Genomic DNA, 12,721 nt, shown 5'->3' with positions numbered 1-12,721 from the left:
AGGGCCGGCCCGCCCGTCAGCGGTGTGCCGCCGCCTCCGGTGCCGTCAGGTCGATCAGCCGGCAGACCGTCTCGATGTCGATCTTCACCTGCGCGATCGAGGCGCGCCCCGACAGCCAGGTGATCAGCGCCGAGTGCCAGGTGTGCTCGATGACCCGGACCGCCGAGAGCTGCTCCGGAGTCGGGTGCTCCGTGCCCATCGCGTCCAGGATGATCGCCGTCGTCAGCCGGGAGACGGTGTCGACCTCGGGGCTCACCCCGCGGTCCGCGAAGGTCAGCGCCCGCACCATCGCGTCGGCGAGCTGCGGCTCGCGCTGGAGCGCGCGGAAGGCGCGCATCAGCGTCTCCGCCACGCGTTCCGCCGGATCGGCGCCCGCGGGCGGCCGCTTCCGCAGGGTCGTGTGCATGTGCTGGAGCTGGTCCTGCATCGTCGCGACCAGCAGGTGGATCTTGGAGGGGAAGTAGCGGTACAGCGTCCCCAGGGCCACCCCGGCCGCCTCCGCGACCTCCCGCATCTGCACGGCGTCGAAGCCGCCCCGCGCCGCGAGTTGGGCGCTGGCGTTCAGGATGCGGCGGCGCCGTGCCTCCTGGCGCTCCGTGAGCGGTGGTGCCGCGGGTCTGTGGTCCGCTCTGATGTCTGCGGTCATGAGGTCCCGTTCCGTGCGGTGGGGAGCGACAGTATGGCGGTGTGGGCGCCGTGGCGCGAATCACCTGTTCCGGCTCTCACCACAGAGCTACCTGCCGGTAGATTCTTTCCTCCTTGAGGGATCAAGAAGATCAGGCCAGAAGATCAAGAACGATCAAGTCTGTAACTTGTTCTAGATTAGCGCGAGCGGTTACGCTCCGGCGAAACCACGCTCGAAGGGGGTCGCGCATGACCGCTGAGGCCATAGAGGCAAGCCCCCGACAGGGCGTCACCGCGGCCGGTGACAGACCGTTGCGGATCGCTCTCCTCACGTACAAGGGGAACCCCTTCTGCGGCGGCCAGGGCGTCTACGTCCGGCACCTCTCCCGGGAGCTCGCCCGCCTCGGCCACAGCGTCGAGGTCATCGGCTCGCAGCCGTACCCCGTCCTCGACGAGGGTGAGGACCTGGCGGGACTCACGCTCACCGAGCTCGCCAGCCTCGACCTGTACCGCTCGCCGGACCCGTTCCGCACCCCGAAGCGCGACGAGTACCGGGACTGGATCGACGGCCTCGAGGTCGCCACCATGTGGACCGGCGGCTTCCCCGAGCCGCTCACCTTCTCCCTGCGGGCCCGGCGCATGCTCGCCGCCCGCCGCGGGGACTTCGACGTCGTCCACGACAACCAGACCCTCGGGTACGGACTCCTCGGCGGCCCGCGCGCGATCGGCGCCCCGCTCGTCACCACGATCCACCACCCCATCACCGTCGACCGGCAGCTCGAACTCGACGCCGCCGCCGACTGGAAGCGCCGCGCCTCCGTCCGCCGCTGGTACGCCTTCACCCGCATGCAGAAGCGCGTCGCGCGCCGGCTGCCGTCCGTGCTCACCGTCTCCGGCACGTCCCGGCAGGAGATCGTCGAGCACCTCGGCGTACGCGACGACCGCATCCGGGTCGTCCACATCGGCGCCGACACCGACCTGTGGTCGCCCGACCAGGCCGTCGCCGAGGTCCCCGGCCGGATCGTCACCACCTCCAGCGCCGACGTCCCGCTGAAGGGCCTCATCCACCTGATCGAGGCGCTCGCCAAGCTCCGCACCGAGAACCCGGACGCGCACCTCGTCGTCGTCGGCAAGCGCGCCGAGGACGGCCCGGTCGCCGCCGCCATCGAGCGGTACGGGCTGGCCGGGGCCGTGGAGTTCGTCAAGGGCATCAGCGACGCGGAGCTCGTCGACCTGGTGCGGTCCGCGCAGGTCTCCTGCGTGCCGTCGCTGTACGAGGGGTTCTCGCTGCCGGCGGCGGAGGCCATGGCGACCGGGACGGCGCTCGTCGCGACGACCGGCGGCGCCATTCCCGAGGTGGCCGGGGCGGACGGGGAGACGTGTCTCGCGGTGCCGCCCGGCGACGCGTCGGCGCTGGCCGCGGCGCTCGGGCGGGTGCTCGGCGACCCGGTGCTCCGGGCCCGGCTCGGCGGTGCGGGCCGCGCCAGGGTCCTCGAGCGCTTCACCTGGGCGAAGGCCGCGCAGGGCACCGCCGAGCTGTACCGCGAGGCGGTCGCCCGGCAGGGAGCCGGGGCCCGCCGGTGACATCCCGCCCCCGTCGCGCACCCGGGACCGCGATCGCTTCACCGAACGACTGCCCGGAACCCACTCCTACCGCGAAAGCAGGCAGCTCGTGCTGACCGTCGACTTCACTCGCTTCCCGCTCGCCCCCGGCGACCGCGTGCTCGATCTGGGCTGCGGTGCCGGCCGGCACGCCTTCGAGTGCTACCGGCGCGGTGCGCAGGTCGTGGCCCTCGACCAGAACGGCGAGGAGATCCGCGAGGTCGCCAAGTGGTTCGCGGCCATGAAGGAGGCCGGCGAGGCCCCCGCGGGCGCGACGGCCACCGCGATGGAGGGCGACGCGCTCAACCTGCCGTTCCCCGACGAGTCCTTCGACGTCGTCATCATCTCCGAGGTCATGGAGCACATCCCCGACGACAAGGGCGTGCTCGCCGAGATGGTCCGCGTCCTCAAGCCCGGCGGGCGGATCGCCATCACCGTCCCGCGGTACGGCCCCGAGAAGATCTGCTGGACGCTCTCCGACGCGTACCACGAGGTCGAGGGCGGCCACATCCGCATCTACAAGGCCGACGAACTCCTCGACAGGATCCGGCAGGCCGGACTCAAGCCGTACGGCACCCACCACGCGCACGCCCTGCACTCGCCGTACTGGTGGCTGAAGTGCGCCTTCGGCGTCGACAACGACAAGGCGCTGCCGGTCCGCGCCTACCACAAGCTCCTGGTCTGGGACATCATGAAGAAGCCCGCCCTGACCCGGGTCGCCGAGCAGCTGCTCAACCCGGTGGTCGGCAAGAGCTTCGTGGCGTACGCGACCAAGCCCCACCTTCCCAAGGCCGCGTCCAAGTGACCTCACCCGAGCGGATCGCGGAACACCTGGTCCTGCCCGGGGTGCTCACCGCCGAGCAGGCCGCCGAGACCGTCGCCGGGATACTCGCCGTCCAGCGCGAGGACGGCGCCCTGCCCTGGTTCCGGGGCCACCACCTGGACCCGTGGGACCACACCGAGGCCGCCATGGCCCTGGACGCGGCCGGCGAGCACGCCGCCGCCGCCCGCGCCTACGAGTGGCTCGCCCGGCACCAGAACAGCGACGGCTCCTGGTTCGCGGCCTACCACGACGGCGAGCCCGACCAGGTCACCGACCGCAGCCGGGAGTCCAACTTCGTCGCCTACATAGCGGTCGGCGTCTGGCACCACTACCTCTCGACCGGTGACGACGCCTTCCTCGACCGGATGTGGCCCTCCGTCTACGCGGCCGTCGAGTTCGTCCTCAGGCTCCAGCAGCCCGGCGGTCAGATCGGCTGGAAGCGCGAGGCCGACGGGACACCGGTGAACGACGCCCTCCTCACCGGGAGTTCGTCGATCCACCAGGCGCTCCGCTGCGCCCTCGCGATCGCCGAGACCCGTGAAGAGCCCCAGCCCGACTGGGAGTTGGCGACCGGGGCGCTCGGTCACGCGATCCGCCGCCACCCCGAGCGCTTCCTCGACAAGTCGCGCTACTCGATGGACTGGTACTACCCGGTCCTCGGCGGCGCGGTCACCGGTTCCCAGGCGAAGGAGCGGATCGAGGGCGACTGGGACGCGTTCGTCGTGCCCGGTCTCGGTGTGCGCTGCGTGATCCCCAACCCGTGGGTGACCGGCGGCGAGAGCTGCGAACTCGCCCTCGCGCTCTGGGCGATGGGGGAGTCCGACCGGGCCCTCACCGTCCTCCAGGACATCCAGCACCTGCGCGCCGAGAACGGCATGTACTGGACGGGGTACGTCTTCGAGGGCGCGACCGAGAGCGACAAGGCCGTGTGGCCCGAGGAGCAGACGGCCTGGACGGCCGGTTCCCTGCTGCTCGCGGTGGCCGCCCTCGGCGGCGAGGAGGCGACCGTGGCCGTCTTCGGCGGCGAACGACTCCCGGCCGGACTCGACCCGGACTGCTGCTGATCCCCTGCCCGACACGCTGGTCAAGCAATGGCAAATCGTGTTCTCCCCGGAGCTTTAGACTCCATCCGTTCATGGCTGGCATGGGCATGAGTAAGGGATGCGGGAGAGCAGGACCAAGTGGACGGTGCGGGGACTGTCGGCGGTAGATCCAAGGCTTCGGCCGAGGAGTTGGCGAGCGAACTGCTCGCCCTGAAGAAGGCGTCGGGGCTGAGCTTCGCCCAGCTCAGCCAGAAGACCCACTACGCGAAGTCGTCGTGGGAACGGTGGGTGAACGGGAAGCAGTTCCCGCCCCGGCACGCGGTGGAGAGCCTCGCGGGTCTGTGCGGGACACCGTCCGCGCAGCTGCTCGGCCTCTGGGACCGGGCGCAGGCGGAGCGGGAGGCGGGGGGCGGCCCGGGAGCGGGCGCCGAGGGCGCCGAGGGCGCCGAGCAGGCGTCGGACGCGGGCGCCGAGCCGGACGAGGGCGGTGCGCAGGAGACGGCCGACTCCCCGTCGCGCGGGCGTCGTTCCCGCTTCCTGCGGTGGGCCGCCGTGCTCGGACCGGTCCTGGTGGGGGGCGCTCTCGTGGCCTGGTTCACGCTCGGGCTCGGCAGCACGTCGGCGGCGCCCCAGCCGTCGCCCTCCGTCAAGGTCGCGGGCCCGCAGACGGGTTGCAAGGGGGCCGCCTGCGAGGGCAGGGACCCCAAGAAGATGAACTGCGGCGCCGACGCGGTCACGGTACGCACCGGGTCCATACCCAAGGACCTGGTCATCGAACTCCGCTACAGCCGGGCCTGCCAGGCGGCGTGGGGCCGGATCTCCTTCGCCGAGATCGGCGCGACGGTCGTCGTGAACAACTCCGACGGCGCGGCGCAGGCCGATGTCGTCCACTTCGACAGGGACGTCTACTCGCCCCTGATCGCGGCCCCGGACGACGGTTCCGTGTGGGTCTGCGCGGCGCTGCCCAAGGACAAGGCGCGCAGCTGCACCGGCCGCTTCATCCCCAGCCAGGAAGAGGACTGACCGGGGGACGCGCGACCGGCGGGCTCCGCCGTCCCGTACGGACGGCGGAACCCCGCGGCGGTGCCCGTTCCGCGTCGTGCTCGCCGGGCCTTCCGCAGGTGGTGCGGACGGAGCCCGACGCACCCCCGTGTCGTCGGGATTCCCGTACGGAAGACTGACATCCCCGACGCGCCCGGGTATTGGACGAAAGCGAACAGCGCCGCGGCGGCCCGCCCGTCCGGCAGCCGGCCCGTCAGCCCGCCAGCCAGGCGCTGGCCTCCTTCCGGGTGGCCAGGAACCGGCCCGGGGGCATCCCCGTCAGGTCCGTGAACTCCCGGCTGAGGTGGGACTGGTCGTAGAAGCCGCACCCGGCGGCGATGTCGGCCGGCCGCCCGCCGGCCGTGAGCTGCCGGATCGCGCGGTTCAGCCGCAGGATCCGGGCCAGCCGCTTCGGGGTGAGCCCGATCTGCTCGCGGAAGCGGTTCTCCAGGTGGCGCGGGCTCCAGCCGCAGCGGGCGGCGAGTTCCCGCACGGGCACGGTCCCCGAGCTGCGGTTCAGCAGCTCCCACGCGCGGAGGACGGCCGGGGACGGCTCGCGGGACGGAGCGACGTCGGCGGCCCACCGCAGCAGGGTCTCGTCGAGCGCGGCGAAGCGCCCGGCCCAGCCCGGCGCGGCCTCCAGGGCGGCGGTGAGGTCCCGCGCGCGGCGGCCGAGCACGTCGGCCGGGTCGGTGAGGACGTCCGCGAGCTCACCGAGGGGGCTGCCGAAGAGGCGGTACGCCGCCCAGGGGGCGAGGGTGAGCTCGACCCCGTGCAGGTCGCCCTGGTGCCCGAGGACCCGGGCGCGGGTGTGCAGCCCGGACACGACCGAGGTGTGCAGGGCGGGGCGGCCCACGGTGTCCCACCCCGCGCCGTCGCCTTCGGACGGGAGGGCGCCGGCGACTGCACCGGCACCGGTCGGGAGGCGGGAGGACGGACCGGAGGCGGACGGGAGGGCGGTGGAGGCACGGGAGCTGCCACCGCCCTCCCGACGGGCCGTCCCTTCCCGCCGCTCGGCCGCGCGGCCGAGCCGTATCTCGCTTCCGAACCCGATGAACAGGGACACCCTGCCCGTCGGTACCACCAGCCGCTCCTGCGGCGTTCCGGCCGTCGAGCGGAAGCCGCGGTAGATCCCGATGCCCGGTCTCAGCCGGGTGTCGGGCCTCGCGTAGAACCACTGGCATCTTCCGCCTGCGTCGCAGCTGCGGCGCGTCACCATGAGTCAGACCCCCCTGGGTCCGGAACCGTCCCGGACCGACCGTTCCACTCTCCGGGCCGCCCGGGCGGCGGGGCCAGAGACGACGGTGTCCCAGGGACGCCGAGGGACGTCCCAGGGCTCTGACCTGCAAGGATTCTCTGAAGAGGGGATGTGCGGGCGAGGGTCGGGCCCCATTTGGAGTCGCTCGTGTGGCGGCACCAGGGGCCCCGGGCGAGGCTGGCGCCACAACCCCCAGGGAGGTCCTGTCGTGCCCAGATCCGTACCCCGGTCCGTGTCGCGCGGTGTCGTGGCCCTGATCCTGTCCTGCGCCCTGCTGCTCACGACCGCCGCCTGCGGCAGCGACGACGACGCGAGCGCGAGCGGCTCCGCGACCCCGACGGCTTCGGGCACGTTCGAGCAGCAGAAGCTCGCCAAGACCCGGTTCGTGGCGAACGCGGGGCTGGCCGCGGGGGCCACGTACCAGTGGATCGTGAAGCCGTACCGCACGGGCAAGTTCAAGAAGGGCGCGGACGGCCGGACCCTGGCCCTGGTGAAGGCGGGCCTCGCGGGCGCGTTCACGTACAACCGGCTCAAGGCGGCGACGAACAACGCCAAGGGCGATCCGCTGCTGTCGAAGGCGGTCGCGCCGCTCACGGCGGGGATCGAGTCGCTCAAGGAGCTCGGGACGAAGCTCCGCAAGGGCGAGGTCGGCGACGCCGACGTCGGCGCCTTCGAGAACGTCATCAACAGCGTCAAGGACGCGGGGAAGAGCGCGGGCGCCGAGGTCGTCGAGAAGGTCCCCAGCGCCTCCCAGCTCAGCGGCGGCTGACCTGCGCTAGGTGTTGAGCTCCGCGAGCAGGCGGAGGGTGGCGGGGTCCGGTGACGTGACGAGGAGGTCCGTCACCGGACCCCGCCGCCATGCGTCGAGCCGTTCGGCGATGCGCTGCCGGGGGCCGACCAGGGAGATCTCGTCCGCGAAGGCGTCCGGGACCGCGAGGACCGCCTCCTCGCGCCGTCCGGCGGCGAACAGCTCCTGGACGCGCCGCGCCTCCTTCTCGTACCCCATCCGCCCCATCAGGTCGGCGTGGAAGTTGCGGGCCGCGTGCCCCATGCCGCCGATGTAGAAGCCGAGCATCGCCTTGACCGGCAGCAGTCCGGCCGTCACGTCGTCGCAGACCTGGGCGCGGACCATGGGGGCGACGAGGAAGCCCTCCGGGAGGCGCTCGGGCAGCGCGTACACCTCGGACCAGCGCTCGGGGGACCAGTACAGCGGCAGCCAGCCGTCGGCGATCGTGAGCGTCTGCGCGATGTTCTTCGGTCCCTCGGCGCCGAGCAGGATCGGGAGGTCGGCCCGGAGCGGGTGGGTGATCGGCTTGAGGGCCTTGCCGAGGCCGGTGCCGTCGGAGCCGGTGTACGGGTGGGAGTGGTGGCGCCCGTCGAGCCGGACGGGGCCCTCGCGGCGCAGTACCTGGCGGACCACGTCGACGTACTCGCGGGTCGCGGTCAGCGGGGAGCGGGGGAAGGGGCGCCCGTACCAGCCCTCGACGACCTGCGGTCCGGACAGGCCGAGGCCGAGCATGACGCGTCCGCCGGAGAGGTGGTCGAGGGTGAGCGCGTGCATCGCGGTGGTCGTGGGCGCGCGGGCGGCCATCTGCGCGACGGCGGTGCCGAGTCTGATCCGGCTGGTGTGGGCGGCGATCCAGGTGAGCGCGGTGAAGGCGTCGGAGCCCCAGGCCTCCGCGGTCCACACCGAGTCGTAGCCGAGCCGTTCGGCCTCGCGGGCGAGGTCGAGGCGGTCGGGGGAGGGGCCGCGGCCCCAGTNTCCGGACAGGCCGAGGCCGAGCATGACGCGTCCGCCGGAGAGGTGGTCGAGGGTGAGCGCGTGCATCGCGGTGGTCGTGGGCGCGCGGGCGGCCATCTGCGCGACGGCGGTGCCGAGTCTGATCCGGCTGGTGTGGGCGGCGATCCAGGTGAGCGCGGTGAAGGCGTCGGAGCCCCAGGCCTCCGCGGTCCACACCGAGTCGTAGCCGAGCCGTTCGGCCTCGCGGGCGAGGTCGAGGCGGTCGGGGGAGGGGCCGCGGCCCCAGTAGCCGAGGGCGAGTCCGAGTCGCATGCCCCGCATCCTTTCTGACGATCCGTCAGTTCGGGTGGATGCGGGGACTGTACGCCAACGGCCCCCCGCCCGGAAGGGATGTGCTTCCGGACGGGGGGCCGTCGGTCGTACCGCTGCGCCGGGTCAGCCGCGCTGGATGCCCGTGGTGTCCTGCAGGACGCCGCGACGGCCGTCCTGCGTCTGGGCCACCAGCGTGGAGCCGCGCTGCTCGACCGCCAGGTACCAGGTACCCGGGGCCAGTTCGGCGATCGGAGCCTGCGAGCCGTCCTCCGCGTACAGCGGGCGGGCGACCGGGACGGCGAACCAGAACGGCTCGAAGCCCCCGGCCGACGGCGCCTGCGGGGCCTGGGCCTGCGGCTCGGGCTGCTGCGGGGCCTGCGGCTGCGGGGCGGCGGCCTGTCCGCCGAACGGCTGGCCCGCACCCTGCGACGGGTCCTGCTGACCGCCGTACGGCGGGTGCTGCGCGCCCGGGTAGCCGTAGCCGCCGGGGACGCCCTGCGGGCCGGGCTGGCCCGGCTGCATGCCGTACGGCTGCGGGGTCTGCGGGCTCGGCGCGCTCATCAGCGGGGCCTTGAGGGCGGGGACCAGCGGAGCGGCCACGGCGGCGCCGGCCAGGACCAGGGAGGCGATCAGGCCGAGGATCAGGCCCGCGCCGGCCTCGACCTCACCGAGGTCCAGGACGGTCCAGAGGAGGGACCACGCGGTGACGACGGTCGCGGCGACGCCGAACTGGCCGAGGTCGATCCCGGCGATCTTGCGGGGCTGCGGCAGTGCGCGGTTCAGCACGACCAGGGCCGCCCCGATGACGCCCACCATGTACACACCGATGGCGTTGCCCAGGGAGTCCCAGGCGTTCGGGGCGTCGATCGTGAGGCCCTTGTAGGAGAAGTAGTCCAGGAACGAGGCGATGAACAGCACCACCGCTGCACCGATCAGCACGCCATCGCCTCGGGTGAGGGAGCGGATATTCACGTAAGAAGTCCTTCGTCGGGTCGTCGCGTCGGGGTGGCGCTCAGGTCATGGCACGGGGGATGGCACGGAGCTGCCCCATCGTACGGAGCGAATCTATCGCCCGCGGGTTCTACCCCTCGAGGTAGGTGGCGATGCCGTCCGCGATCCCCTGGGCGGCTTTCTGCCGCCACGCCGCCGACGTGAGCAGTTCCGCGTCCTTCGGATCACGCATATTGCCGCATTCGACGAAGACCTTGGGCACGGTTGAGAGATTGAGTCCGCCGAGATCGTCGCGGACGTCCAACCCCGTACCGGAACCGAGGTAGTTGGAGGGGGCTGTTCCGGTGGCGCGGGCGAACCGGTCGGCGATCCGCTCGCCGAGCGCGCGCGAGGGTCCGACGATCTTCGTGGTGTCGGCGGAGCCCTCCCGCACCCGTGCGGGCAGGATCACGTGGAAGCCGCGGTTGCCGACGGCGGAGCCGTCCGCGTGGACGGAGACGACGGCGTCGGCGCGGGCCGCGTTGCCGATCTTCGCCCGCTCGTCGATGCAGGGGCCCCAGGGGCGGTCGGCGTCGTGGGTGAGGACCACCTCGGCGCCGCGTGCCGTGAGGAGGTCGCGCAGCCGGTGGGTGACGTCGAGGGTGAAGGAGGCCTCGGTGTATCCCGCGTTCGTGGAGGTGCCGGTGGTGTCGCACTCCTTGCGGGTCGTCCCGATGTTCACCTTCTGGTTGATTTCGCGTGAATGGCGAAAGTTGCCGGAGTTGTGGCCGGGGTCGAGGACGACGGTCCTTCCGGCGAGCGAGGGCGCGGTCCCCGGGCCGCTCGCGGTCCCCGACGGCCCGGAGGGCGCGGGGGTGGCGGCGGACGGTGCGGCCTCCGGGCTCTCGGTGGACTTCCCGTCCGACGGCGAGGCCTGCGAGGCCCCGCAGCCGGCGAGTGCGGCGCAGCAGCCGGTGGCGGCGAGGGCGAGCGCGAGGCCGCGGGTACGGCTGCGGGTGCGGCGGGTGGTCTTCCGGTGGTCGTACGGCACCCGGCGACTCTAGGCCCTGCGCGGGACGGAAACGCGCAGCGGGTACGTCGCAGCTTGGTCACCGCTTCGCGGATCGGTGGACGCGTGTGAGCAGACCGTGAAGGGTAGGTGCAAGAGGCGACGGTGGGGTGTCACCGCGCATGGACCCACGAGGGGGAACCGTGGTGGGGGAAGAACCGAACGACGCACGTCCCGAGCCGTCCGACCGGCCTGTGCGGGACGGCGCCCTGGGCGGATCGAGCCGCCCGGGCGAGCCGGGCCGATCGGACCGGCCGGATCAAGCGGGCCCGTCGGGCCGGCCCGGTCAGGCGGAGCCGCTCGACCCGTCGACCCGGATACTGCGGTCCGCCGCCGCGGACCGGCCCGCCGACCGGCCCGCGCACGACCCGGGCCCTCCGGCCGGGCCCGTGGCGCCCGCGCCCTGGGAGGCGCGGCCCTCCGCGGGCTTCGGACCGCCGACCGACCCGCCGCCGACCGACCCGCCGCCGAGCGCGGCGGCCGCGCCGGGCCCCGGGGCCGCCGGCGCCGCTCCCGGCCCGGTTCCTGCCGCCGGGCCCCCGACCGCGCCCGGCTGGGCCGGCACCGGCGCGCCTCCGCCGCCCCCCGGCGCCCCGCCGGGTTTCGGACCGCCGCCCGGCTACGGCCCGCCCGGCTACGGTCCGCCGCCCGGCGACGGCGGGCAGCCGCCGGCCCAGCCGCGCGGCGAGGCGAACGGCGCCCAGGCCGCCCTGATCGGCCTGCTCAACCTCTCCTGCCTGGGCCTCGGCTACGTCCTCCTGCGCAACTGGGTCGGCGCCGCGCTCTGCTGGATCGCCACCGCGGCCCTGCTCTTCCTGGCCCTGCCCGCCGACGTCGACGGCGTGCCCGCCGGGCTCCTCGTCGGCTACGGCGTCTTCCTCCTGGCCGTCGCGGCGGACGGCGCCCGCCGCGGCCTGCGCGCGACCCTCCCGATCGGCGCGTCCTTCCGCCGCCTCGCGCTGCCGCTGGCCCTCGTGCTGCTCGCCGTGCCCGCGGGCGGCTCGCTCGCGTACGGGGCGGCCCGCGACGAGGCGAAGGAGCAGGCCCTGCTCGACCGCCTCGCCGCCGCCGACGAGCTCGTGAAGTCGGCCGACGGCCTCGGCTTCGCCACGGCCGAGCCGACCTTCCGCAAGGCGCTCGGCGAGTACGAGAAGCTCGCCGAGGAGCACGCGGGCTCACGTGCCGGGAAGCTCGTCCCCGCGCGCCTCGACACCTACTTCGCGACGATCTCCAAGCCGTACGCCGACAAGGTGTACTGCGACGCGATCCCGCGCCTGACCTATCTGCGGGGGCTCCCGGCCACCGTCGACAAGGACCTCCTGGGCACCCGGCCGGCCAAGACCGACGAGCCGCTCGCCCACTCCCTCTACGAGTGCGGGGCGGCCGGCATCGGCAACGCGACCTACGAACCGGATCCCAGGGAGAGCTTCAACGAACTCCTCAAGACCTTCCCGAAGTCGTCGTACGCGCCCAAGGTCGCGCCGGCCTTCGAGGCGTCGATCAGGACCCGGACGGACGCCCTCGCCGGGGGCGGCACCCCCTGCGCCAGCACCAAGGAGCTGCACACCATCAGCGCCTCCCTGGACGGCATGACGGACCCGTCGGTCGAGGGCGCCGCGGACCAGGCCGACGCGGCGGTCCAGAAGGGCGACTTCGCCTGCGGGACCTACCAGTTCAAGAACAAGGACTTCAAGGCCGCCCTCGACACGATGACGGCGTACGCGAAGGACTACCCGAGCAGCCCGCAGGCCGCGCACGCCCGCTCCATCGCCATCGCCGCCGAGATCGCGGAGGAGGAGCCCGCGGCGGGTGGGAAGCTGCCCCCGGCCGACGCGCCCGGCGGGACCCGGATGGTGATGGTGGTGAGCAACGACGGCCCCGGCGAGGTCGAGCTGCTCTACACCGGCCCGCTGACCGGCAAGGTCACGCTGAACGCGTGCGGCACCTGCACCAAGTACCCGAGCCCGATCTTCGCGGGCTCCAAGAAGATCAAGGCCTGCACCGGGCCGTCCTCGAAGTACCCGAAGGCGACCCTGCTGCTGCCGGCCGGCGACTACCACTTCCTCCAGAAGCGGGTCTCCACCGGCACGTCCACGGCCGGTGACACCAAGTCGAGCAAGGCGAAGATCGAACCGGGCTACAGCTACACCAACTGCCTGTACGTGACCTCGGGGTTCTGACCCAGGTCTCCGGACCCCGCCACGCGTCACCCGGCGACCGTCCCCTTCCGAGGGGGCGGCCGTCGGCGTTCCGGCCCCCGGCTCGGCCCCGGAGGTTC

At 73.3% G+C, this 12,721-nt stretch carries 11 protein-coding genes and 1 pseudogene; 6 read left to right on the top strand and 6 right to left on the bottom strand.

Annotated elements, in window-relative coordinates; translation table 11 throughout:
* Nucleotides 1-16: 16 nt before the first annotated feature.
* Nucleotides 17-646 carry a TetR family transcriptional regulator gene (locus AMK27_RS35375; RefSeq protein WP_073917595.1) on the bottom strand — a complete coding sequence of 210 codons (630 nt, stop codon included), beginning with the start codon at nt 644-646 and terminating at the stop codon, nt 17-19.
* 227 nt (nt 647-873) lie between these two features.
* Between AMK27_RS35375 and AMK27_RS35370 the strand changes: the two genes are divergently transcribed.
* From AMK27_RS35370 to AMK27_RS35355, 4 genes are all read left to right on the top strand, one after another.
* Complete coding sequence (locus AMK27_RS35370) at nt 874-2,208, top strand: glycosyltransferase family 4 protein (protein WP_073917593.1); 1,335 nt, start codon at nt 874-876, stop codon at nt 2,206-2,208.
* A gap of 88 nt (nt 2,209-2,296) precedes the next feature.
* Nucleotides 2,297-3,031 (top strand): class I SAM-dependent methyltransferase, encoded by a 735-nt coding sequence (locus AMK27_RS35365; RefSeq protein ID WP_073917591.1) that lies wholly within the window; start codon nt 2,297-2,299, stop codon nt 3,029-3,031.
* Nucleotides 3,028-4,113 (top strand): prenyltransferase, encoded by a 1,086-nt coding sequence (locus AMK27_RS35360; RefSeq protein WP_073917589.1) that lies wholly within the window; start codon nt 3,028-3,030, stop codon nt 4,111-4,113. Before AMK27_RS35365 ends, AMK27_RS35360 begins: the two co-directional genes overlap by 4 nt.
* A 168-nt stretch (nt 4,114-4,281) precedes the next feature.
* Nucleotides 4,282-5,115, top strand: coding sequence for a DUF2690 domain-containing protein (locus AMK27_RS35355; RefSeq protein WP_073917587.1), 834 nt, complete (start codon nt 4,282-4,284; stop codon nt 5,113-5,115).
* Between the two features lie 232 nt (nt 5,116-5,347).
* Here the strand turns inward: AMK27_RS35355 and AMK27_RS35350 are convergent, their stop codons facing one another.
* A complete protein-coding gene (locus AMK27_RS35350) occupies nt 5,348-6,352 on the bottom strand; it encodes a helix-turn-helix domain-containing protein (protein ID WP_073917585.1) in 1,005 nt (334 codons plus the stop codon).
* A gap of 247 nt (nt 6,353-6,599) precedes the next feature.
* On the opposite strand from AMK27_RS35350, the gene AMK27_RS35345 reads away from it, so the two are divergent.
* Nucleotides 6,600-7,160 carry a hypothetical protein gene (locus AMK27_RS35345; protein ID WP_073917583.1) on the top strand — a complete coding sequence of 187 codons (561 nt, stop codon included), beginning with the start codon at nt 6,600-6,602 and terminating at the stop codon, nt 7,158-7,160.
* A 6-nt stretch (nt 7,161-7,166) separates the two neighbouring features.
* Here the strand turns inward: AMK27_RS35345 and AMK27_RS35340 are convergent.
* The 4 genes and pseudogenes from AMK27_RS35340 to AMK27_RS35330 all read right to left on the bottom strand — a co-directional run.
* Nucleotides 7,167-8,152: pseudogene (locus AMK27_RS35340) on the bottom strand (LLM class F420-dependent oxidoreductase); the annotation flags it as partial.
* A 1-nt stretch (nt 8,153) separates the two neighbouring features.
* On the bottom strand, nt 8,154-8,444 hold a 291-nt coding region (locus tag AMK27_RS43840; RefSeq protein ID WP_241847694.1), incomplete at its 3' end, for an LLM class flavin-dependent oxidoreductase.
* Nucleotides 8,445-8,567: 123 nt separating this feature from the next.
* The gene (locus AMK27_RS35335; protein ID WP_198955994.1) at nt 8,568-9,416 is read right to left on the bottom strand and encodes a DUF5336 domain-containing protein; all 849 of its coding nucleotides are present in this window, start codon (nt 9,414-9,416) and stop codon (nt 8,568-8,570) included.
* Nucleotides 9,417-9,525: 109 nt separating this feature from the next.
* Nucleotides 9,526-10,425 (bottom strand): N-acetylmuramoyl-L-alanine amidase, encoded by a 900-nt coding sequence (locus tag AMK27_RS35330; RefSeq protein WP_073917578.1) that lies wholly within the window; start codon nt 10,423-10,425, stop codon nt 9,526-9,528.
* Nucleotides 10,426-10,586: 161 nt separating this feature from the next.
* Between AMK27_RS35330 and AMK27_RS35325 the strand changes: the two genes are divergently transcribed.
* Nucleotides 10,587-12,623: a hypothetical protein gene (locus AMK27_RS35325; protein ID WP_241847693.1), complete on the top strand. Its 2,037-nt coding sequence runs from the start codon at nt 10,587-10,589 to the stop codon at nt 12,621-12,623.
* Nucleotides 12,624-12,721 lie beyond the last annotated feature (98 nt).

Origin of the sequence: Streptomyces sp. CB02009 (genome assembly GCF_001905825.1) — a bacterium.
Taxonomy (GTDB): domain Bacteria; phylum Actinomycetota; class Actinomycetes; order Streptomycetales; family Streptomycetaceae; genus Streptomyces.
This window is presented reverse-complemented; position numbering and strand designations above follow the sequence as displayed.